We start from the raw sequence: 21,301 nt of genomic DNA, 5'->3' as shown, positions 1-21,301 counted from the left end.
GCACACGAGGTTCAGTCAACAACACGGTTGCTCTCCCGCGAGGGGAGAGGGGCTACGCGCAGCGGTAAGGTGCTTTTCCTGCCGCAAGCGCGAGATCTGTGCATCCCGTAGGTCCCGGGAGAGGGCAATACTTGCGCATCCGGCTTTACAGCTCCGGCCGGATGATCTTATCTCCGCCCCATGGATCGTCGCAGGCTCCAGTTTTTCGTCGCGCTCTGCGAAGAGCTGCATTTCCACCGCGCCGCCGCACGGTGCCACATCACGCAGCCCGCCCTCAGCCAACAATTGCGGCAGCTGGAGGACGAGCTCCAGGTCCAACTGGTCCACCGCAACAAGCGCCGCGTCTCGCTGACCCGCGCCGGCGAGACCTTCCTGGGCGAGGCGCGCAAGATCCTGCGGCAGATGGACCGGGCCTCGCAGCTCGCGCGCCAGACCGACCGCGGCGAGATCGGGCAATTGTCGGTCGGCATGACCGCGCCGGCGCTCTACATCGTCTTCCCCGAGATCATGCACCGGTTCCGCGAGGCGCTGCCGAATTTCGGCGTGAACGTCCATGTCATGACGACGGCCGAGCAGGAGGAGGCGCTGCGGGCCGGCGCCATCGACGTCGGCATCTTCCATCCGCCGCTCGACGACCAGTCGCTGTCGTCGCATCCCATCGCCCGCATGCGCTTCAACGTCGTGCTGTCCGACCGCAACCCGCTGGCGCAGCGGCCGAGCCTGCGGCTGGAGGATCTGTCCAGGCAGCGCTTCATCATCTTCCCGCGCGTGATCGGCCCGCGCCTCTATGACGAGATCATCAGCCTGTGCCAGCAGGCGGGGTTCAGCCCGGAGCTGATCCTCGAAGCCTCCCCGGCGCAATCGATCATCGCGCTGGCCGCCGCCGATTTCGGCATCGGCCTCATCGCCTCCGATCTCCAGCAGTTCGAGCGGCCGGGGGTGGTCTACCGCCCGCTGGAAGGGCCGGCCCCCTTTCTGACGCTCGGGGTCGCCTATCAGAGCGATGACAGCTCTCCCGCCATCCAGACCTTCTTGAACGTCGCGACGGCGGTCGGCGAACGGGTCTCGTAGCAAGGGGCCGTCGTCCGCCGAAGCGACGGTCTGTGAGAAGTTTTCCTTATCAAACGATCATATTAAATAGTTGGACCTACTCAGTTGGTTGGACCTATCGTTCGTGGAACGGAGGAACCGGCCAATGAAAATCTTCATGATCGGGGAGGCTGCCAATCACAAGGACAAGCTTGCCGCTTTCCTGACGACTCCCTGCGACATCGTTCCGCTTCCGCGCGAAGCGGCCCACGCGTCGGATTTCGACTCCGCGATCACCGCGGAAGACGTGGTCGTGTCTTTGCGTTTCTCCCGCAGCGATGGGAAGAGTCCGGATTTTCGCCTGCTGCATGTGCCGGGCGCCGGTCTGGACGGCATCGACATCGCCTCGGTGCCGCCCGGTGCCGGCATCTGCAACGTCTTCGAGCATGAAATCCCCATCGCCGAATTCGTTCTGTCGGCGATGCTGAACTGGGAAATCCGTCCCGACGCGCTGCGCCGATCCTTCGCCACCGACAGCTGGTCCGACGTCTACCGGTCGCGGGTGCCCCATGGCGAAATCCACGGCCGGACCCTCGGCCTGATCGGCTTCGGCCGCATCGGCCGGACCATCGCCCGGCGGGCGGCCGCCTTCGGCATGCGCATCCTCGCCGTCGACCAGTTCGCCACCGATGCCGAGGGGCTGGCCGACGCCGTCCTGCCGCCCGAGCGGCTGCCGGAACTGCTCGCCGGCTCCGATTTCCTGGTGATCGCCTGCCCGCTGACCGACCAGACCCGCAACCTGATCGGGGCGGACGAACTCGCCGCGATGAAGCCGACGGGGGTGCTGGTCAACGTCTCCCGCGCGGCCATCGTCGACGAGGCGGCGCTGTACGACGCGCTGTCGCGCCGGACGATCGGCGGCGCGGTGCTCGACGTCTGGTACGGCTACCCGACGGGCGCCGACGACCGGGTGGCGCCCTCGCGCTTCCGCTTCGAGGAGCTGCCCAACGCGGTCTGCACCCCGCATTCCTCGGCCTGGACCACCCGGCTGCCCGAGCGCCGCTACGCCTTCATCGCCCGCAACATCGACCGGCTGGCCGCCGGCGAACCGCTGCTGAACCTGGTGCGGGCGCCGACGCCGGCGTCCCGACCCGTCCTCCAAGACACGAGCTTTCCATGATCCGAGACAACGAGGACCTCGCCCGCCGCAGCGCCGGCGTGCCGATCAAGATCACCGGCGTGAAGACCTTCGTGGTCAATGCCGAGATGCGCAACTGGATCTTCGTGAAGGTCCTGACCGACCAGCCCGGCCTGTACGGCTGGGGCGAGGCGAGCCTGAACTGGAAGACGCGGGCGGTCACCGGCGCCGTCGAGGATCTGGAGCCGACCGTGCTGGGCCGCGATCCGCGCGACATCGAGCAGTGCGTCCGCGCGATGAACAAGTTCAGCTACTACAAGCTGGGCATGGTCGGGGCGACGGCGATCAGCGGCATCGAGCACGCGCTGTGGGACATCTTCGGCAAGAGCGTCGGCCTGCCGGTGTGGCGCCTGCTGGGCGGCAAGGTGCGCGACCGCGTCCGCGTCTACACCCATCTCGGCCTCGGCGAGATGAAGTCGGTCTACGAGACCTTCGACGTCGGCTCGCTGAAGGAGCGCGCCGCCGCGGTGACCGAGAAGGGCTACGACGCGCTCAAGGTGGTGTTCATCCCCTACGGCGCCCACAGCGCGCCGGTCCCGGCCCAGCGCCATGTCGGCAAGATGATGCAGGCGCTGCGCGACACGGTGGGGGACGCGGTCGACATCATGATCGACTTCCACGGCCGCCCCGGCTCGATCGCCGCCGCCATGGGCTATATCCGCGAACTGGAGCCCTACCGGCCGATGTTCTGCGAGGAGCCGGTCCAGCCCGGCGACACCGAGGCGCTGCGCCGCATCGCCGAGCAGGCCGACTGCCCGATCGCATCGGGCGAGCGGCTGGTCGGGCTGAAGGAGTTCCAGCCCGTCTTCGCCCAGAAGGCGGTGCACATCGCCCAGCCCGACCTGAACCACACCGGCGGATTGCTGGAAGGCAAGCGGATCGCGGCGCTGGCGGAGGCGGAGCTGATCGGCATCGCCCCGCACAATCCCAACGGCCCGCTGGCCGGGGTCGCCGCCCTGCATTTCGACGTCTCCACGCCGAATTTCGTCATCCAGGAGGAGATGAGCGGCGCGGTGCCCTGGTACGACGACGTGGTGCAGACGCCGATCCGCCGCACCGGCAGCCATTGGGAGGTGCCCGACGCCCCCGGCTTCGGCATCGAGGTGAACGAGACGGAGGCGGCCAAGCACCCGTTCAAGCCGGAGGTGATGCACACGACCTCCGCCGTCCTCGACGACGGCACCATCGTCGACTGGTAAGCCCCGCCTTCACCGATCTATCGGACGGATTTCCAACATGAGAGACTTCAGCACTCCCGGCGACGTGTTCAACGCACTGCCGTCGCGGGTCGTCTTCGGCGCCGGCGCCGTCGACCGCATCGACGGGGAGGTGGAACGGCTGGGTGCCAGGCGCGCGCTCGTCGTGTCCACCCCCGGCCGCAGCGCCATGGGCGAGCGCGTCGCCGACCGTCTCGGCAGCCGCTGCATCGGCATCCTGCCGGAGGCGATTTCCCAGGTGCCGATCGAACTGGCGATCCGCGGGCGGGCGAAGGCGCGCGAGATGGACGCCGACTGTCTGGTCAGCGTCGGCGGCGGCGCCTCCATCGGGCTGGGCAAGGCGATCGCGCTCGAACTCGGGCTGCCGATCATCGCCGTGCCGACCACCTATTCCGGCTCGGAGATGACCGGCTTCTGCGGGATCACCATCGACGGCGTCAAGCGGATGCACCAGAGCCTGCGCATGCTGGCCGGCACCGTCGTCTATGATCCTTCCCTGACGCTCGGGCTGCCGGTGGACGTCAGCATGGCCAGCGCCATGAACGCGCTGGCCCATTGCGTCGATGCCATCTACACCCCGACCATCAGCCCGGTGATCGTGCCGGCGGCGATGGAGGGCGCGCGGGCGATCCTCGACGCGCTGCCGCGGGTGGCGGCCCGTCCGGACGATGGGCAAGCGCGCGCCGACCTGCTCTACGGCGCCCATCTCGCCGGTGCGGCGCTGGCCGGCGGCTTCGCCCTCCAGCATGGCGTCGCCCATGTGCTGGGCGGCACCTACGGCGTGCCGCACGGCCTGTCGCATGCGCTGGTGCTGCCCCATGTCGCCGCCTACAATGCGCCTTTCGCCCGCGGGGCGATGGACCGGCTGGCCGCCGCCATGGGGGTGGCGGATGTCGGCGCCGCCATCTTCGACGTGATGGAGACGGTCGGCCTGCCGACGCGCCTGACCGAGGTCGGCTTCTCCGCCGATCAGGTCGAAGAGGCCGCCCGGATCACCGTCGAGACCGACAACCGCTACAACCCCGGCCCGGTGACCGAGGAGGCCGTGCGCGGTATCCTCACTGCGGCGCTGGAGGGTCGTCGGCCCGGAACCTGATCGGCTTTCGGGTCGGATCGCAGCCGGACCGGCGAGGGACCGGCCCGGCACCGGGAGCCGAACCGGTGCAGAGAACGCAAAAAGAGGGAGGAACCACCATGATGATCAAGCGTAGACAGTTTCTGGCCGCCACCGCGGCGGGCGCCCTGGCCGCTCCTTTGGCCGCCCCCTTCATCTCCAAGGCCCATGCCGCGGAGTTCGCCTGGAAGTTCGGCCACGGCTTCCCGGCCAGCCATCCGCTGCATGTCCGCGTCGTCGAGGCCGCCGAGCGCATCCGCAAGGAGACCGGCGGCAAGGTCGACATCGCCGTCTTCCCCAACAGCCAGCTCGGCGGCGACAGCGACCTGCTGGCGCAGGTCCGCTCCGGCGGCATCGAGTTCTTCAGCACCGGCGGCCTGATCCTGTCCACCCTGGTTCCGGTGGCGTCGATCAACGGCATGGGCTTCGCCTTCAAGGACTACGACGCGGTCTGGAAGGCGATGGACGGCCCGCTCGGCGGCGTGATCCGCAAGGGGTTCGACAAGGCCGGCCTCTTCGCCTTCGACCGCATCTGGGACAACGGCTTCCGCCAGATCACCACCGCCACCAAGCCGATCACCGGGCCGGCCGATCTGGCCGCCTTCAAGATCCGCGTTCCGGTCAGCCCGGTCTACGTGTCGCTCTTCAAGGGGCTGGGCGCTTCGCCGACCAGCATCAACCTGGGCGAGGTCTATGCCGCGCTGCAGACCGGCGTGGTGGACGGGCAGGAGAATCCGCTGGTGGTCGCCGACACCGCCAAGTTCTACGAGGTCCAGAAATTCTGCTCGATCACCAACCATGTGTGGGACGGGTCCTGGATCGTCACCAACGGCCGCTCCTGGCGCGGGCTGCCCGATGATCTGCGCCAGATCGTCAGCCGCAACCTGAACGATGGCGCGCAGCAGCAGCGCCAGGACATCGCCGGCCTCAACGAGGCGCTGCAGAACTCGCTGTCGCAGAAGGGGCTGACCTTCAACAAGGTCGATCCGGCGCCCTTCCGCGAGGTCCTGCGCAAGTCCGGCTTCTACGGCGAATGGAAGGCCAAATACGGTGAAGAGGCCTGGGCCGCCCTGGAAAGCTCGGTCGGGGCCCTGACATGACGGCGGCGGTGGACCACAAATCCACCGCCGGACCGTCCGACGGCGCCAGCCACTGGCTGGCGCATGTCGACAGGATCCTGGGCTGGGTGTCCGAACTGCCGGTGGCGCTTCTGGTGGCGGCGGAGGTGGTGATCCTCTTCGCCGGCATCGTCGCCCGCTATGTCCTGCATGCCCCGATCACCTGGTCGGACGAGCTGGCCTCGATCCTGTTCCTGTGGTTGGCGATGATGGGAGCCGTCGTCGCCTTCCGCCGGGGCGAGCATATGCGGATGACCGCCTTCGTCAGCTGGGCGTCGCCGCGGGCGCAGGCGTTCCTCGACGTCTTCGCGGTGGCGGCGGGGCTGTGCTTCCTGCTGCTGGTCATCATGCCGGCCAGCGAATTCGCCTGGGAAGAGCTGGAGATCACCACCCCGGCGCTGCAGATCTCGAACATGTGGCGCGCGGCGGCCCTGCCCACCGGGCTCGGGCTGATGATCGTCACCGCCCTGGTCCGGCTCGCCCGGGTGGGCGATCTCAAGCTGGTGGCGGGCGCCCTGGCGTCGGCGGCGGGGATCGCCCTGCTGTTCTTCGCGCTGCAGCCGGTGCTGGCCGATCTCGGCAAGCTCAACCTGCTGGTCTTCTTCGTGATCGTGGTGGCCGGCTCCGTGTTCGCCGGCGTGCCGATCGCCTTCGCCTTCGGCCTGTCCAGCTTCGGCTATCTCGCCCTGACCACCCGCGTGCCGCTGCTGGTGATCGTCGGGCGGATGGACGAGGGGATGAGCCACCTGATCCTGCTGTCGGTGCCGCTGTTCGTCTTCTTGGGATTGCTGATCGAGATGACCGGCATGGCCCGCGCCATGGTGGCGGTGCTGGCCAACCTGCTGGGCCATGTCCGCGGCGGCCTGTCCTACGTTCTGGTCGGTGCCATGTATCTGGTCTCCGGCATTTCGGGCTCCAAGGCGGCCGACATGGCGGCGGTGGCGCCGGTGCTGTTCCCGGAGATGAAGGCGCGCGGCGCCAAGCCGGGCGATCTGGTGGCCCTGCTGGCGGCGACCGGCGCCNGGCGATCTGGTGGCCCTGCTGGCGGCGACCGGCGCCCAGACCGAGACCATCCCGCCCAGCATCGTGCTGATCACCATCGGCTCGGTCACCGGCGTGTCGATCGCCGCGCTCTTCACCGGCGGGCTGCTGCCCGGCCTGCTGCTGGCGGTGATGCTGTGCATCGTCGTGCGCTACCGCTACCGCAACGAGAACCTGTCGGGGGTGCGCCGGCCGACCGCCGGCGAGCTCGGCCGCAGCCTGGTGGTGGCGATACCCGCCCTCGCCCTGCCGTTCGTCATCCGCACCGCGGTGATCGAGGGCGTCGCCACGGCGACCGAGGTGTCGACCATCGGCATCGTCTATTCGGTCGCGGTCGGGCTGCTGATCTATCGCCGCTTCGACTGGCGGCGGGTGGTTCCGATGCTGGTGGAGACCGCGGCCCTGTCGGGAGCGATCCTGTTCATCATCGGCACCGCGACCGGGATGGCCTGGTGCCTGACGCGCTCGGGCTTCTCGACCGATCTGGCCCAGTTCATGGCCAGCCTGCCGGGCGGCGCCTTCACCTTCATCGCGGTGTCGATCGTCGCCTTCATCGTCCTGGGCAGCGTGCTGGAGGGCATTCCGGCGATCGTGCTGTTCGGTCCGCTGCTGTTCCCCATCGCCCGCGAGATGGGAGTGCATGAGGTGCAGTATGCGATGGTGGTGATCCTCGCCATGGGGATGGGCCTGTTCGCCCCGCCCTTCGGCGTCGGCTTCTACGTCGCCTCGGCCATCGGCCGCGTCAACCCGGACGAAGGCATGAAGCCGATCCTGGGCTATCTGGCGGCGCTGCTGGTCGGCCTGGTGCTGGTCGCCGCCATTCCCTGGATCTCGATCGGCTTCCTGTAAAAGACAGCCGAAGCAAGGAAGCCGGCCCTGGTTCGCACCGTGGCCGGCTTCTTTCATGTCGGCGTCACGCCGCCCGCGGCTTGCGGCGTTCCACGTCCGGCAGGAAGACCGTCAGCAGGCCGAGCAGCGGCAGGAACGAGCAGGCGGCATAGACGAAGCCGATGCCGCGCCAGTCGGCCACCACCCCGAGGCCGGCCGCGCCGATCCCGGCCACGCCGAAGGCCAGCCCGAAGAACAGTCCCGACACCATGCCGACCCGGCCCGGCAGCAGTTCCTGCGCATAGACCACGATGGCCGGGAAGGCGGAGGCCAGGGCCAGTCCGATCACGGCGCTGAGGATGACGGTCGTCGTCAGGCCGACATAGGGCAGGGCGAGCGTGAAGGGCAGGATGCCGAGGATCGAGACCCAGATCACCGTCTTGCGGCCGATCCGGTCGCCGACCGGGCCGCCGATCACCGTTCCCGCCGCGACCGCCGCCAGGAAGACGAACAGGCAGAGCTGGGCATCTCCGGTGGACAGGGCGAAGCGTTCCATCAGGTAGAAGGTGTAGTAGCTGGTGATGCTGGCGAGATAGACGTATTTGGAGACGATCAGCGCGATCAGGATGCCGACAGCCCTGGCGACCTGTCCCGCCGGCAGTTCGGCATGCCGTCCTGCCGTCCCGCCGTTCCCCTTGCGGGTCGCGCCGTTCAGCCGCTGCCAGCTTCCCAGCCGGACCATGACCACCATGCCGGCCAGTGCGGCGATTGCGAACCAGCTGAGGCTGCCCTGGCCGTGGGGCAGGATGATGAAGGCGGCCAGCAGCGGGCCGAGCGCGGAGCCGAGATTTCCGCCGACCTGGAACAGCGACTGGGCAAGCCCATGGGCGCCGCCGGAGGCTTGGCGGGCGATGCGCGATGCTTCCGGATGGAAGATGGACGACCCGAAGCCCAGCAGCATGCCGCCGGCGAGCAATGCCGGAAAGCCGGGAGCCCAGGCCAGGGTGAGCAGCCCGAGCAGGGTTGAGCCCATGCCGAAGACCAGAGAATAGGGCATCGGCTTGCGGTCGGTGAAGAGGCCGACGAGCGGCTGCAGCAGCGATGCCGTCACCTGATAGGTCAGAGTAAGCAGGCCGAGCTGGGCGAAGCTGAGGCCGAATCCATCCTTGAGGATGGGATAGATCGCCGGCAGCAGCGACTGGATCATGTCGTTGAGCAGATGGCAGGCGCTGATCGCGCCCAGGATGGAAAAGGCCGTCGAACCGGAACGCGGCCGGTCCAGAATGGTCTCAGTCACGGGGGCATGCCCTTCTCTCTCCGCCTTTTGCGGCCGGCCTGCTGGGGAGCGGTCCGGCGACCCGGCATTGTTGCGTTGAATGCATCGTAAGCCTACGGTCGGTCCTGAAGGCCCGCCACCGCGGTCAGGCCAGTTTCCTACGAGATCGGGCCATGGTCAGGAATGTCCGCATCGACGAAATCGACGGGGTTCTTCGGACGCTCCTCGCCACCACGCATGATTATCCCGACGGCGGCACCCTGCCTCTCCACCGCCATCGGCGCGGACAGCTGATCTCCGGCATCACCGGCGTGCTGATCATGTCGACCCCGCAGGGCCGATGGGTGGTGCCGCCGGATTTCGGCCTGTGGATCCCGCCCGGTGTCATGCATGAGGTCCGCATGATCGGCGCGGTGACCACGCACAGCCTCTACCTGGATCCGGCGCTGAGCGGCGAAATGCCGGACCGCTGCCAAGTCGTCGGGCTTTCGCCCTTCATCCGCAGCCTGATCGCGCGCGCCGTGGACGTGCCGGCGGATTATGACGCGGACAGCCATGACGGCGCGGTGATGGCGCTGATCCGCCATGAGATGCGGCATCTTCCGGCCCAGCCGCTCACCGTCCCGTTCCCGACGAACCCGGCTTTGGCCGACCGCTGCCGGCGCTTCCTGCGCCGGCCGGCGGTGCACGAGACGATCGAACACTGGTGCGCGGATCTGGGGACCAGCCGGCGCGCCTTCACGCGGCTGTTCCGGGGCGAGACCGGGTTGAGCTTTCTCGAATGGCGCCAGCAGGCCTGCCTCGCCGCTGCCTTGCCGCGGCTGGTGGCGGGAGAGACCGTCACCTCCGTCGCCCTCGACCTCGGCTATGACAACCCGGCCGCCTTCACGGCGATGTTCAAGCGGGTGCTCGGCTCCTCGCCGCGCGCCTATCTCAAGGGCGGCGATTGAGGCGGTCCTGTCTCGATGGACGGGGGGCCCGAACCGCGGAACCCGATGCGGTCGCCGGATATGCCCTTCGTTGCCGAAAAAGCCGCTTGAAATGAGAATAATAATCGTTATCATCAAGAAATTCGAACGCACCTCTACCGGAAGCCAGCCGTCAGCCTCCCGCTTGACCGTCAGCCACCGCTTTTTCCTCCCGGTTGGGACGATGTCGCGTGGACATCGGGCGCGTTCTCATTCCCGAGCTTTGCGAAATATCACCGGACGGTTCCTTTGCCAGGGCAATCGCATATGGCAATTGTGATCCTATACAAGGAAGCCCGTCATTCCCGCCTTCGAGTCTGTGAAGAAATCGGTGACTCGCTGAGAGAAGCCCCAAGTTCGAACCACGTCGCGTTGGGTCGCATCTTGCGCGTCCCTCGGCCGTCATTCCCGCGAAGGCGGGAATCCAGTCTCCACAAGCACTTGTGTTGGAAATCCTGGTTCCCCGCCTCCGCGGGGATGACGAGTGGGAGATGTGCGCGCCTGCCAGATCAGGGCTTTTCCACATAAGTTCGATTTCTTCACAGCCTCCTTCGCGGGAATGACGGAAGTCCTTGTATGGGAATCTCGATTCCACATGCGATTGCCCTGGTTTCTTGGCCTCTGTCTTCCGAAGAACGAGGCGTCGGCCTCGTCACCAGACCTGCCGAACCGGATCGCGCCAAATCGGAATGGATTTGACGCGATCCGGTTGTCGGACATGGAGCTATGCTTTCGTGCATTCCACATCAAACGCACGAAAGCATAGGGCGGCACCCGTCGACGATCACCCCACGGCGGACGTCCCGGAAACCTGTCCCAGGCGTGCAGCCACGGCTTCCCAATCGACGAGCTGGTCTAGGAACGCCGCGAGATAGTCCGGGCGGCGATTACGGTAATCGACGTAATAGGCGTGCTCCCAAACATCGCATCCCAGTAGAGCGTGCCGCCCATGCGCCAGCGGGTTGTCGCCGTTCGGAGTGCGCATCAGCGCCAGCCGCCCGTCCGCTTCCTCGGTCAGCCAGACCCAGCCGGAGCCGAACTGCGCCACGCCCTCCTTGACGAAGCCGTCCCTGAAGGCCGCGACGGAACCGAAGCTGTCGATGAGGCGGCGCTCCAGGATGCCGGGAACCGCCCCGCCGCCGCCCGGCTTCATCCAGGTCCAGAAATGGAGGTGGTTCCAGTGCTGGCCGGCGTTGTTGAAGATGGTCTGGGCCTGCGGATCGGCAAAGGACCGGCGGACGACGTCGTCGAGAGCCAAGCCGGAGAAAACCGAACCGGGCACCAGCTCGTTGAGCTTCGCCACATAGGCGGCGTGGTGCTTGCCATGGTGAAGCGTCATCGTTTCCAACGACATCGCCGGCCCGAGCGCGTCGGGGGCATAGGGCAGATCGGGCAGAACGAACGCAACGGTCATCGGTTCCTCCTTTGCCAAGGCCACCCGGCCGTTGCATCGGCCGTTCCGGGCGGCGTAAAATCCAAAGTACAAGCTTGGTTTATTGAATGGCGGCGAATATGTCAAGTCAAGGCTTGGAAAATAGCGTCTCGACCGCGCCGGGCGGGGCCGACAGGCTGTTGACGTTCCTGAAGATGAATGGCCCCCAAACCACGGCGGAGCTGGGGCAGGCGCTGGGGACGACCGCGGAGAATGCGCGCCAGCAACTGACCAGACTCTCGTCCGAAGGATTGGTCGAGGCCCAGGCACGGTCACGTGGAGTTGGACGGCCGGCCCAGGTTTGGCATTTGACGGAGGCCGGACATGCGCGCTTTCCGAACGCGCATGCGGAACTGGCCGTGCAACTGATCCGCGGCATCGGCGAGACGCTGGGGCGGGATGCCCTCGATAGGCTGATCGCGACACGCCGGGCCGACACCGAAAGGCACTATATGGCGGAGTTGGCGGAGGTGACGGACCTCAAGGATCGCGTGGCGCGCCTGGCGGCGATCCGAAGCCGGGAGGGGTACATGGCCGAATGGAGGGAGGATGCAGACGGCGCCCTGTTCCTCATCGAGAATCATTGCCCGATCTGCGCCGCAGCGGCGACGGAACAGGGGTTTTGCCGTGCCGAACTGGCCGTCTTCCAGCGGGTGATCGGAGCCGATTCACAGATTCGGCGGATGGAGCACATTCTGGCTGACGAACGGCGCTGCACCTACCGGATCGAGCCGGCACCGCCTCATGGCGAAGACGAGAGAGCAGACGGCGATTCTCACGCGTCGTCGTGAGTTCCGGGTAGGCTCCCCCCGAGCATTACCGTTGCGATGCAACGGTGTCCCGCCCGTTGAACCAGGGTTTGGCAGGTTGGCATGTCTGAAGCTGACGCCTATGGGCTGGAGCGGGGCAGCCTGTAGAGCACGTGCCGTTTGAGCGGATGCCCATCTGGAACACGAGGATGATCAAAGTCGTCATCCTCATCTCTCGTCATACCCAAGCGCTCCATCACCCGTCTCGACCGGCTGTTGGCAGGGACTGTTAAGGCGACAATCTCCTTGAGATCCAATCTTTCGAAACCATCGCGCAAGGCGCGTTTCGCGGCCTCAGTCGCGTAGCCATAACCCCAGTAATCGGGATGCAGCCGCCACCCGACCTCCACCGCCGGGGTGAAATGAGCATCATACCCGACGTTCACGAGGCCAACAAATCCGATAAATTCTTGCGTGGATAGGAGTTCCACTGCCCAAAATCCGAATCCATGCTGCTCGAAATGCGCCTCGGCACGGCGAGCGAACGCATCGCTGGCCGTCCGATCGCCGATTGGCAAGAGATGGTGCATAGCGACCGGATCCGCGGAAATCCGCGCAAAAGCCTCCAGGTCCGCCTCCCGCCACCGGCGGAGCTGAAGGCGGCTCGTTTGCAACAGGGCGGGAACCATTCGGAACCTCCGAGTTGAGGACACCCATCATTTGGGGCGCACGGCGTCAATCGACACCGGCGAACAAATTACCGGGTGAGCCTCGAACCGTGTCGACGAATGTGAGACAGCCCGAGCAATGAGTTGGCATTGCAAGACCGCCGGATACTCCCTGAAGTATCCGGCGGTCTCCAAGCCTTTGGTTTCGCGGAAGGATTCGTGCTTCAAATAGGAAACGGCCCTGCGCGATCCGATTTAGAATGCCAGCCGCGTGTCCAGCATCATGATATGCGCCCGGTCGGTCAGATCGCCGCCGGTGGGGGCGCCGCCGGACAGGGTCGAGCGCACGTAGTCATATTCCAGCCCGGCGGTCAGGCCGGGGGCCACGGTCCAGGTGACGCCGCCCTGCCAGATGTCGGCCTTGGCCGGCATCGTCATGGTCGCCTGGTCGTTGCCGAGCGCCCGCATGTAGTTGGCGGCGAACAGCAGCGGACCGCTGAGATACTGGGCACCGACGATCAGGTTCTGCTGGTTGCGCGACTGGGCGAGGCCCTTGGCATAGCCGCTGTCGCCGCTGTAGGCGTAGCTGGCGCCGACCTTCACCGGGCCGTAGCCGACATTGGCGCCGACATGGAAGGAGTTCAGATCCTCGAAGGACTGGCTGAGGATTCCGTCGCTCTGCCGCACTGCCTTGCCGGTCTGGTAGAAGGCGCTGGCCTCCACCGTGACGTCGCCGAAGGCGTTCTGGAACGCGGCGCCGGCTTCGATGACGTCGCGGAAGGCCAGTGCGTCGCCCAGGGCATCGACCTTGCGGCGGTTGACCGAGGTATTGGAATCGCCGGTGCGCGGCGTGTAGGACACCGCAGCCTGCAGGCCGCCGAAGCTCGGGCTGATGTAGACGAATTTGGTTCCGGTGTCGTAGGACACCAGCGTGCGCAGGCTGGTCGCCGCCAGCGGCAGGCCGGCGTAGGTGGGCGAGCCGTAGAGGAACAGGATGCCGTTGCTGTCCGGGCTGCCGGCGATGCCTTCGGTGTTGGGGCCGATGATGCCGTATTCGTCCGACAGCCCGTTGATCACGCCGGCCTGGATGGTGCCGAAGGAGCCGTTGGCGAAGAGAAAGGCGCGGTCGTTCTCGACCGTCCGGCTCGAAACCGACGGGTCGCCGTTGCCGGAGACCAGACGCAGCCGGGCGCCGTAGGTCAGGCCGTTGTCGGCGGTGGCCGACGGGGTGACGGTCAGGCGCAGGCGGTTGGCGAACTCGCTCGAGCGCAGCCCGTCATCCTGCTTCTGGCTGACATAGGCGCCCTGGAAATAGGCGTCCCCGCCGATGGTCAGGCTGAACTCGGGTTCGGCAAGCGCCGGGGCTGCCTGAAGCGCGACGGAGGCGGTGCCGGCCAGGGCTGCGGTGCGAAGGACGGAGAGCGGGGACGTCGGGCGCATGGCGATGATCATTCCGAAATTGAACGGCAGGGGATGAGAGCGGGTTGGGCGGCGCGCGTCAGGCAGGTCGAGCGATCGGGAACCAGCGACGGCCGAAGGCGGTGAGGTTGTCGTCGGTCAGGCGGGCGAGGCAGAGGATTTCCACGCTCTCGGCCCAGCGCGGGTTGAGGAGTCGGAATTGGGCCACCGCGGGGCTGTCGAGCTTTGCCTCGCTGATGGCGCGGGCTTCCTCCGTCAGGCCGTAACCCTGCCATTTCCAATCCACGGTGCCGGTGTCGGCATCGTAGTAATGGGCGAAGCATTCGCGTCCGATGTGGTCGCGCAGAGCCCGGTCGACCGCGTCGAGCGTCTGCTCCGCGTTGGGGGCGTGACGGACGAACAGCATCGGCATGTAGCGGTAGGAGCGGTAGCCGACGGCGCTGTAGCTCCAATACCACAGGCGGCCCGAGCGGTCGGCGCGCGCCCGTCCGACCATTTCGGCGACCATCGCGCGCACCAGCCCGTTCGACCCCCAGAACCGGCGTTCCAGGATGCAGTGGGCGGTGTGGAAGGCGCCGACCGGCGTGCCGTCGATGTCGGTCTCCTGGCGGTAGACGGTGGCGAAGCCGACCAGTTCGCCGGTCTTCGGATCCTCCTGGAGGACGCAATGGTCGAGGTCGCCCAGTTCCTCGTTGAAATACTCCTCGCCGTAGCCCTCGAACCAGACGCTGAGCAGGGCGAACATCACCGCCCGCCGCTCTGGTGTCAGGGCGGCGGGTTCGACGATGCTGGTCCGCAGGGGATGATGCGACGCGCGCGGCGTCATGCCGGCGCTCCGGATGGGTCGCTGGCGGACAGGTAGCTGGCGGCACCCGCATCGCGGACATCGGCGCAGATGTCCTCGTAGTTGCAGGTGATCTCCTCGCCGGCGGCGATGGCACGGCGGGCGACGAACATCCGCCAGTCGCCGGGATCGGACCGCCCGATCGCCGGCTCGTCGTCATGGTTGAGGAAGCGGGCGTCGTCCCCCGGCAGGAGGACGCCGACCCCGTCGATCACGCAGCCGTGGAAGTCCGCCAGCCGGGAGACCTGCGGGAACTCGTCCAGCAGGGCGTCGTCGGGTGCGAAGAGGCGGTCGATGCGGGCATCGAACCGCCACACCGGCGTGCCGGCCTCGACCGGCTCCTCGGCGAAGAGACCCAGCCCGTGGATCGGGCTGGATGCGAGGCGGGTGGGGATGAGGAGCGGCATGTCGTTTCGTTCCGGCGGACCCGTTGGGATGTCAGGCGGCGGTGGCGGCGGGAACCAGCGACTCGTCGAACTCGAAGCTGGCGGCGTCGTCGACGAACTGCTCCTCGATGGTCGTGCGCGGCTGCTGCAGGCAGACGCCGATGTAGTCGGCGAAGCGCGGCGGCGGGGCGAAGCCTTCCGACAGCAGGCGGCTGTTGTCGAAGGCGATGTCCTGGGCGGTGAAGCGATGGTACTTGCGGCCGCCGGCGGCCATCGTCCGGTGCAGGATGTCGCGCTGCGGGAAGGCGAGGCGATAGGCGCGGTCGAACGGCTTCCAGCCTTCCGGACCCTTCGGATCGAAGAAGCTGTAGGGGCGGGTGCCCTCGTGGCCGTGGCCGGCGAAGGCCTCCTCGAAATCGGCCCAGGTCGTCCGGCTGCCGAGACCGGCGGAGATGTGGTAGATGTTGTGCTTCAGGTCGGGCTTGCGCAGCAGGTCGTGGAGACGGGCCGAGGCCCAGTCGACCGGCACGATGTCGATGAAGCCGTCGGGCGAGCAGGGCAGGACGCCAGTGCGGTCGACCAGACGGAAGAACCAGAAGATGCTGGCGCTGGGACGCACGCCGAGCTGGCTGTGGCCGACGACGATCGACGGACGGCAGATGACGATCGGCAGGTCGGGGAAGCCGGCGGCCAGCGCGCGCTCGGCCGCAGCCTTGCTGCGGGTGTATTCGACGATGTGCGGCGTGTCGTGGCCGGGGGCCGGGGCCTCGCTCACCATTTCCAGCCACGGCGTCTCGCCGCAGCAGAAGGCGGTGCCGATGTGCAGGAAGCGCTGGAGGTGCTTCATCCGGCGGGCGCGGGCGGCGAGCGCCAGCGTGCCGTCGACGTTGATCTGCCAGACCGAGTGGCGGCTGTCGAAGGAGGTGTCGGCGGCGACATGGACGATGTGGGTCACCGCGTCCAGACGCGGGTCGGCACTGGTCGCCAGCGACTGCAGGTCGCCCGGCAGGATCTGGCACAGGCCGGCATAGGCCTCGGCCGTGGCGCGATCGACGCAACGGGCGAGGTTGGCGGCGAGACGGGCGCGGCAGGCGGCCTCGTCGGCGCCGCGGATCAGCAGCAGGCAGTCGGCCGCGGACCCGTTCTGCACGGCGTCGAGGTAGAAGGAGCCGCCGAGAAAGCCTGTGCCGCCGGTGAGAAGGATCATGATGTGCCTCTGTCTCGCGTCTGAAGGGATGGGGGCAGGGGAAGAAGGAACGAAGGGACTCTTCGCCTCAGGAGGAGGCGGGGAGGAGGTCGGGGGCCGGGATGCCGGCCGGGGGAGCCGTGGTGACCAGCCGGCGGATGCCGCCGCGGTCGACCTGGAGCTGCACGTCGGCCGCGTCGAAATAGGCGTCGTCGTGGGTCACCGCGATGACGGTGATGCCGCGCGCCTTCAGCCAGGGAATGATCTCGCGGTAGAACTTGCGCCGGAAATAGGGCGACTGGTCGGCCGCCCATTCGTCCAGCACCAGCACCGGCTTGCGCTCCAGCAGGGCGGCGATCAGGGCGAGGCGCTTCTTCTGGCCCTGCGACAGGTCGACGGTGGTGAAGGCGCGGCCGTCGATGGCGACCTTGTCGGACATTTCCAGGAGATCGAGGAGTTCCTCGGCGAAGCCGTCGTCGAGCGCCGCGGCACCGTAGAGCTGCCGGGTCACATGGTTGTCGGAGAACACCACGGAGAAGCGGTCGCGGTGGGCGGTCAGCCCGTCCGGTCCGACCGGCACGCCGTCGACCGACAGGATGCCGCGCTGGACCGGATAGAGGCCGAGCAGCATGTGGATCAGCGTGCTCTTGCCCGCACCGTTGTGGCCGGTGATGAAGACGACGCTGCCGCGCTCGACCGTCATGTCCACCGGACCGACGGTGAAGGATCCCGTCCCGTCGCGGCCGGCATGGCGGAAGGTGGCGCCCTCCAGCGCGATGGTGGAGAAGGCGTCGTCCGTGCCGCGGCCCTGGGTCACGGCGAGCGGCGCCGCCTTCAGCTCGGCCTCGACCGCCAGATAGGAGCGGGCGGCGGTCTCGGCGCTGATGTAGGAGGGGTAGGAGGCGACGATGGTGATGACCGGGTAGGCGATGAAGGCGGCGGCATGGCCGGCCAGGATGACGGTGGCGATGTCGGTGTTGGTGACCGCCGGCAGCAGGAAGATGATTCCGGCCAGGGCGGCGTAATAGGTCAGCTCGCTGATGGTGAAGTAGTGGCTGTACTCCGCGCCGAAGCGGTGGCGTTCCTTGCGCAGGGATTCGGCGCAGGCGGTTGCGTCGGCCAGCGCGTTGGCGGCGCGGCGGCGGTTCAGCTTGCACTCGCGCAGGGTCTGCAGGATATGCTCCGACCGCTCGGACAGCGCGCCTTCGGCCTCGTGGATCGTCTCCGACATCAGTTCCAGCCGGACGACGGAACGCCCGATCAGGATGCCGCCGGTCACCAGGAAGCCGAACACGATCAGCACCGCGGCGCCCGACAGGGTGGCGAGATACAGCAGGCACAGCACGATGGCCGCGACCGACTGGAAGCTGATGACCAGGGTCGGCACCGCCTGCGCCAGCAGCTGCAGCTCCGGCCCCGCCACCTGGGCCAAGCGGGAGGAGCCGACCGCCATGGCGTCCGGCAGGTCGGCGGCCACCGCCCGGCGCAGCAGGTCGACGCGCAGGACGGCGAGGGCGGCCTGCATCCGCTTGGACGCGGCGTTCATCATCCAGCCCTGGGCGATCCGCCACAGGAAGGCCGACAGCAGGAAGACGATCAGCAGCCGCTGCAAGCCTTCGGGATCGTCCAGCGCCAGCAGCGCGTCGTTCAGCGAGGTCAGCAGGGCGAGGTTGAGTGCGGCCGCCAGCACCGCCAGCAGCATCAGCGGCTGGATGTTGCGCAGGGCGTCGCGTCTCAGGATGCGCCAGAGATCCATCGCCGCCTCACTTCGACTGGATCATGTCGAGCAGCCGGGACGGCGCCACCTTCGACAGGATCGGTGCCGACGCCGCGGTCTTGGAACCCTCCTTCGCGGATTCCGGCTTGGCGGCCGGCGTCGGAGCCGGGGCCGCCGGATGCCCGGCCGCGGGAGCCGATTCGCCGCCGCCGGTGTTCAGGCTCGGCATCTGGCCGATGGGGGTCTGACCCGGCGTGCCCTCTCCGCTCAGCGACGGCAGCTGCGACACCGGCGGGACGGCGGCGCTGGTGGGCACCGAGGTCAGCTTGGCGTTCGGCGAGGCGGGCGGTGCGCCCGGCGCGGCGGTGGTGGTGCCGGGTGCCGGCAGGGGGTTCTGGTTGGAGGCGGCGTCGAGGATCAGCGGAAGCCCGCCGCTGGCGGCGTTGCCGATGACGACGATCTTGGCGTTGGGCGAATGGGCCAGCTCCAGCGTCGCCTCGATGCCGCGCCAGCGCAGATAGTTCTCGGTCAGGTTGGCCTGGACGGTTTCCTGGAAGGCGCGGATGCCCTGGCCTTCCAGCTGCTTGCGCTGGCTCTCGAACAGCTCGCGCTGCAGGCGGAACTGGTATTCCTGCGCCGCCTGGTCCTGCTGGATCTTGCGTTCGATCGACGCCATGATCGCATCGGGCAGGGCGACGTTGCGGATCAGGATGTCCTGGATCAGCAGGTAGCCGGTCTTGGTCCGCCCGTCCGGCTTCGGCACGTTCTCGGCGCCGATCAGCTGGGCGTACATCACGCGGTCGGCGACCTGCTCGTAGGTTTCCGTCTGCACGCGCAGGCGGCGGTGGGCATAGAGTTCGTCCGCCTTGAAGCGCGACACGATCTCGCGGGAGACGGAGCCGACCTCCGGCACCAGAAGCACTTCCAGGTAGCGCGGACCGACGTTCTTGTGCAGGGCGGCCAGCATCTCCGCATAGGGGCGGTAGCGCACCGTGATCTCGATGCTGACGTTCAGGCCGTCGTTGGCGATCGCCGAATAGGAGCGGGTGTCTTCCTGCAGGCGCAGGTCGTAGACCTCGATCTTGTCCCAGGGGAAGATGACGTGCACGCCCTCAGCCAGGGCCGGCCCCATCTGGGTGCCCTCATGGAAGCGCTTCCACAGCACGCCGCCGTGGCCGGCGGGGATGAAGACGACGATCGACGGGGCGAAATAGAGGAAGATCAGCACCCCGACCAGCAGCGTGCACAGCAGGGACCGGCGGTGCTCCTCGTACCAGTGGACAAGCAGCGCGCGCAGGCGCGACTTCGGCTTCGGTAGCGCGTCGGCGCCGTCGATGGTGAAGGCCTGGTCAGCCATATCACGCGGTCTCCTGCAAGCAAGCCATGGCGGGTTCGGTGGCCGAGCCCATGACGGGGGAGGACGCGACCGTCGCGGCCGGCATGTCCGTTCCCTCGCTGTTCATTCGGCCGCCGGTCATGCGGCCATTGGTCATCTGGATGGTGACGTCGCAGACCGACGACACGTCGCCGTCATGCGACACGAAGATCACGGTGCGGCCGAGCGAGCGCAGCTTGCCGATGATCTCGTTGGCGAAGCGGGTGCGGAACTCGGCGTCCTGATCGGAGGTCCATTCGTCGAGGATGACGACCGGCCGGCCCTCGGCCACCGCCACCGCCAGCGCGACGCGCCGGCGCTGCCCCTTCGACAGGTCGCGGTTCAGCATCCCGTCGCCGGTGTTCGGAACCAGATGGTCGATCTTCAGGTAGGCCAGCATCTCGCGGAACAGCTCGGCATCGAAGCCGGGACCCTGCGGCAGCCGGGTGAACAGGTGGTGGTCCTGGAAGACGGCACAGAACAGGTCGCGGTAGGATTCCAGCCGGTCGGCCTCCACCGGCTGTCCGTCGAGCAGCACCTGCCCCTCGTCGGGACGGAACAGCAGGGGGATGACGCGCAGCAGGGTGGACTTGCCCGAGCCGTTGGACCCGACGATGCCGACGACGCTGCCCGCCGGGATGGTGAGGTCGATCGGACCGATCACGAAGGGTTCCGGACGCAGCCCGGCACGGTAGGCGAAGCTGACGCCGCGCAGCTCGATGCTGGAGAAGCGGCGCGGGGCGCGGGCCGTGCGGGAGGGGACGTATTCCAGCGCCGGCATGGTGGCGAGCAGGGCGGTCAGCTGCGCCGCCGCGTCCTCCGCCGCCACATAGTCGGGCACGGCGTTGAGGAACTTCGACAGCGGGCGCGCCAGGAACAGGATGACCGAGGTGACCAGCGGCAGCTCGGACACCGACATCGCGCCCATGCGCGGGAAGATGAAGACGAAGACCGCCGAGAAGCCGATGATGATCGTCGCGATCCAGGAGAACAGTTCGCCCAGGTTGCGGCCGTGGCGGCGCTTCAGCTCTTCCCAGCGGGCGACGTCGGCCTCCACCGCCTGGCTCAGCTCGTCGCGCCGCGCCTTGCCCAGCTTGACCTCGGCGTTGCCGCCGACCATCTCGGAGAAGCCCTGGAGCATCCGGAGTTCGGATTCCTTGGCCTCGCCCAGCAGGGCGCGGGTCCGCTGCGCCTCGCGGACGTACCAGCCGCCGACCAGCACCGCCGCCACCAGCAGCAGCGTGGCGCCGACGGTCGACAGCGTCCACAGGTAGAGGTAGGCGACGGCGGCCACCAGCATCATGTTGGCGGCGATCGACAGGTTGGGCAGCAGCGCGGCGATGCGTTCCAGATGGTGGTTGCCGAGATCGAAGGACCGCTTGGCCTGCAGATCCAGGATGTCGGCGTGGCCGCCCAGGGTGACGTGGCGCAGGAACCGCCGCCGCACCTCCGCCAGCGCGCTGAAGGCGGTGGTCAGGGCCAGGGAGACGAAGCGCTTGCCGAAGGCATAGGCGACCAGCAGCGACAGGCAGAAGATCAGGAAGGGGGCATCCAGCACTTCGCCGCGCATCCAGCCGCTCAGCTCGGCGCTGAGGCTCATCAGGCTGATGAGGTTGGCGGTGGCGGCGATGCAGCCGGTGACGACCAGCCGGGTCAGGATGCTGCGGTCGGCGAGGCCGATCAGCGGCAGCAGGGAGGACGGCGGCCGGCTCGGGGGAAGGCGCTTGCTCATCGTC

General features: G+C 67.7%; 18 protein-coding genes and 1 pseudogene. 9 read left to right on the top strand and 10 right to left on the bottom strand.

The window, feature by feature from the left end:
• Positions 1-180: 180 nt before the first annotated feature.
• From JHL17_RS08470 to JHL17_RS36985, 7 genes and pseudogenes are all read left to right on the top strand, one after another.
• A complete protein-coding gene (locus JHL17_RS08470; protein ID WP_200191983.1) occupies positions 181-1,071 on the top strand; it encodes a LysR family transcriptional regulator in 891 nt (296 codons plus the stop codon).
• Positions 1,072-1,195: 124 nt separating this feature from the next.
• Complete coding sequence (locus tag JHL17_RS08465; RefSeq protein WP_200191981.1) at positions 1,196-2,209, top strand: 2-hydroxyacid dehydrogenase; 1,014 nt, start codon at positions 1,196-1,198, stop codon at positions 2,207-2,209.
• Complete coding sequence (locus tag JHL17_RS08460; protein ID WP_200191979.1) at positions 2,206-3,426, top strand: enolase C-terminal domain-like protein; 1,221 nt, start codon at positions 2,206-2,208, stop codon at positions 3,424-3,426. The genes JHL17_RS08465 and JHL17_RS08460 overlap by 4 nt, the downstream gene beginning before the upstream one ends.
• A 37-nt stretch (positions 3,427-3,463) precedes the next feature.
• Positions 3,464-4,540, top strand: coding sequence for a maleylacetate reductase (locus tag JHL17_RS08455; RefSeq protein WP_200191977.1), 1,077 nt, complete (start codon positions 3,464-3,466; stop codon positions 4,538-4,540).
• A 98-nt stretch (positions 4,541-4,638) separates the two neighbouring features.
• Entirely contained in the window at positions 4,639-5,658 is a 1,020-nt protein-coding gene (locus JHL17_RS08450; RefSeq protein WP_247893394.1) for a TRAP transporter substrate-binding protein, read from the top strand.
• Positions 5,655-6,638: pseudogene (locus tag JHL17_RS36990) on the top strand (TRAP transporter small permease); the annotation flags it as partial. The gene JHL17_RS08450 and the pseudogene JHL17_RS36990, both read left to right, overlap by 4 nt.
• A 70-nt stretch (positions 6,639-6,708) precedes the next feature.
• Complete coding sequence (locus JHL17_RS36985) at positions 6,709-7,566, top strand: TRAP transporter large permease subunit (protein WP_345773773.1); 858 nt, start codon at positions 6,709-6,711, stop codon at positions 7,564-7,566.
• Positions 7,567-7,630: 64 nt separating this feature from the next.
• On the opposite strand, the gene JHL17_RS08440 is transcribed toward JHL17_RS36985, so the two are convergent.
• Positions 7,631-8,842 carry an MFS transporter gene (locus JHL17_RS08440; protein ID WP_200191975.1) on the bottom strand — a complete coding sequence of 404 codons (1,212 nt, stop codon included), beginning with the start codon at positions 8,840-8,842 and terminating at the stop codon, positions 7,631-7,633.
• A 152-nt stretch (positions 8,843-8,994) separates the two neighbouring features.
• Between JHL17_RS08440 and JHL17_RS08435 the strand changes: the two genes are divergently transcribed.
• Positions 8,995-9,771 carry an AraC family transcriptional regulator gene (locus JHL17_RS08435; RefSeq protein WP_200191974.1) on the top strand — a complete coding sequence of 259 codons (777 nt, stop codon included), beginning with the start codon at positions 8,995-8,997 and terminating at the stop codon, positions 9,769-9,771.
• Positions 9,772-10,573: 802 nt separating this feature from the next.
• On the opposite strand, the gene JHL17_RS08430 is transcribed toward JHL17_RS08435, so the two are convergent.
• Positions 10,574-11,203: a superoxide dismutase gene (locus JHL17_RS08430; RefSeq protein ID WP_200191972.1), complete on the bottom strand. Its 630-nt coding sequence runs from the start codon at positions 11,201-11,203 to the stop codon at positions 10,574-10,576.
• Positions 11,204-11,361: 158 nt separating this feature from the next.
• Between JHL17_RS08430 and JHL17_RS08425 the strand changes: the two genes are divergently transcribed.
• On the top strand, positions 11,362-12,012 hold the full coding sequence (locus JHL17_RS08425; protein ID WP_247893393.1) for a helix-turn-helix transcriptional regulator: 651 nt from the start codon (positions 11,362-11,364) through the stop codon (positions 12,010-12,012).
• Between the two features lie 98 nt (positions 12,013-12,110).
• Here the strand turns inward: JHL17_RS08425 and JHL17_RS08420 are convergent, their stop codons facing one another.
• From JHL17_RS08420 to JHL17_RS08385, 8 genes are all read right to left on the bottom strand, one after another.
• Positions 12,111-12,659: a GNAT family N-acetyltransferase gene (locus tag JHL17_RS08420; RefSeq protein WP_200191970.1), complete on the bottom strand. Its 549-nt coding sequence runs from the start codon at positions 12,657-12,659 to the stop codon at positions 12,111-12,113.
• 234 nt (positions 12,660-12,893) lie between these two features.
• Entirely contained in the window at positions 12,894-14,078 is a 1,185-nt protein-coding gene (locus tag JHL17_RS08415) for a porin (RefSeq protein WP_200191969.1), read from the bottom strand.
• Between the two features lie 58 nt (positions 14,079-14,136).
• On the bottom strand, positions 14,137-14,883 hold the full coding sequence (locus tag JHL17_RS08410; protein WP_200191967.1) for a hypothetical protein: 747 nt from the start codon (positions 14,881-14,883) through the stop codon (positions 14,137-14,139).
• The gene (locus JHL17_RS08405) at positions 14,880-15,308 is read right to left on the bottom strand and encodes an SET domain-containing protein (protein WP_200191965.1); all 429 of its coding nucleotides are present in this window, start codon (positions 15,306-15,308) and stop codon (positions 14,880-14,882) included. The genes JHL17_RS08410 and JHL17_RS08405 overlap by 4 nt, the downstream gene beginning before the upstream one ends.
• Before the next feature lie 31 nt (positions 15,309-15,339).
• Entirely contained in the window at positions 15,340-16,494 is a 1,155-nt protein-coding gene (locus JHL17_RS08400; RefSeq protein ID WP_200191963.1) for an SDR family oxidoreductase, read from the bottom strand.
• Between the two features lie 67 nt (positions 16,495-16,561).
• Positions 16,562-18,229 carry an ATP-binding cassette domain-containing protein gene (locus JHL17_RS08395; RefSeq protein WP_200191961.1) on the bottom strand — a complete coding sequence of 556 codons (1,668 nt, stop codon included), beginning with the start codon at positions 18,227-18,229 and terminating at the stop codon, positions 16,562-16,564.
• A gap of 7 nt (positions 18,230-18,236) precedes the next feature.
• A complete protein-coding gene (locus JHL17_RS08390; RefSeq protein WP_200191959.1) occupies positions 18,237-19,547 on the bottom strand; it encodes a prohibitin family protein in 1,311 nt (436 codons plus the stop codon).
• A 1-nt stretch (position 19,548) separates the two neighbouring features.
• Positions 19,549-21,297 carry an ATP-binding cassette domain-containing protein gene (locus JHL17_RS08385; RefSeq protein ID WP_200191957.1) on the bottom strand — a complete coding sequence of 583 codons (1,749 nt, stop codon included), beginning with the start codon at positions 21,295-21,297 and terminating at the stop codon, positions 19,549-19,551.
• Positions 21,298-21,301 lie beyond the last annotated feature (4 nt).

The organism is Azospirillum endophyticum (genome assembly GCF_016595245.1).
GTDB classification, from domain to species: Bacteria; Pseudomonadota; Alphaproteobacteria; order Azospirillales; family Azospirillaceae; genus Azospirillum; species Azospirillum endophyticum.
Note: the sequence above shows the minus strand (reverse complement) of the source record. Positions and strands in the feature narration are given on the sequence as shown.

Coding starts and splice junctions, on each gene's coding strand:
- JHL17_RS08470 (WP_200191983.1), top strand. CDS start 181: ATGGATCGTCGCAGGCTCCAGTTTTTCGTCGCGCTCTGCGAAGAGCTG.
- JHL17_RS08465 (WP_200191981.1), top strand. CDS start 1,196: ATGAAAATCTTCATGATCGGGGAGGCTGCCAATCACAAGGACAAGCTT.
- JHL17_RS08460 (WP_200191979.1), top strand. CDS start 2,206: ATGATCCGAGACAACGAGGACCTCGCCCGCCGCAGCGCCGGCGTGCCG.
- JHL17_RS08455 (WP_200191977.1), top strand. CDS start 3,464: ATGAGAGACTTCAGCACTCCCGGCGACGTGTTCAACGCACTGCCGTCG.
- JHL17_RS08450 (WP_247893394.1), top strand. CDS start 4,639: ATGATGATCAAGCGTAGACAGTTTCTGGCCGCCACCGCGGCGGGCGCC.
- JHL17_RS08435 (WP_200191974.1), top strand. CDS start 8,995: ATGGTCAGGAATGTCCGCATCGACGAAATCGACGGGGTTCTTCGGACG.
- JHL17_RS08430 (WP_200191972.1), bottom strand. CDS start 11,203: ATGACCGTTGCGTTCGTTCTGCCCGATCTGCCCTATGCCCCCGACGCG.
- JHL17_RS08420 (WP_200191970.1), bottom strand. CDS start 12,659: ATGGTTCCCGCCCTGTTGCAAACGAGCCGCCTTCAGCTCCGCCGGTGG.
- JHL17_RS08415 (WP_200191969.1), bottom strand. CDS start 14,078: ATGCGCCCGACGTCCCCGCTCTCCGTCCTTCGCACCGCAGCCCTGGCC.
- JHL17_RS08410 (WP_200191967.1), bottom strand. CDS start 14,883: ATGACGCCGCGCGCGTCGCATCATCCCCTGCGGACCAGCATCGTCGAA.
- JHL17_RS08405 (WP_200191965.1), bottom strand. CDS start 15,308: ATGCCGCTCCTCATCCCCACCCGCCTCGCATCCAGCCCGATCCACGGG.
- JHL17_RS08400 (WP_200191963.1), bottom strand. CDS start 16,494: ATGATCCTTCTCACCGGCGGCACAGGCTTTCTCGGCGGCTCCTTCTAC.
- JHL17_RS08395 (WP_200191961.1), bottom strand. CDS start 18,229: ATGGATCTCTGGCGCATCCTGAGACGCGACGCCCTGCGCAACATCCAG.
- JHL17_RS08390 (WP_200191959.1), bottom strand. CDS start 19,547: ATGGCTGACCAGGCCTTCACCATCGACGGCGCCGACGCGCTACCGAAG.
- JHL17_RS08385 (WP_200191957.1), bottom strand. CDS start 21,297: ATGAGCAAGCGCCTTCCCCCGAGCCGGCCGCCGTCCTCCCTGCTGCCG.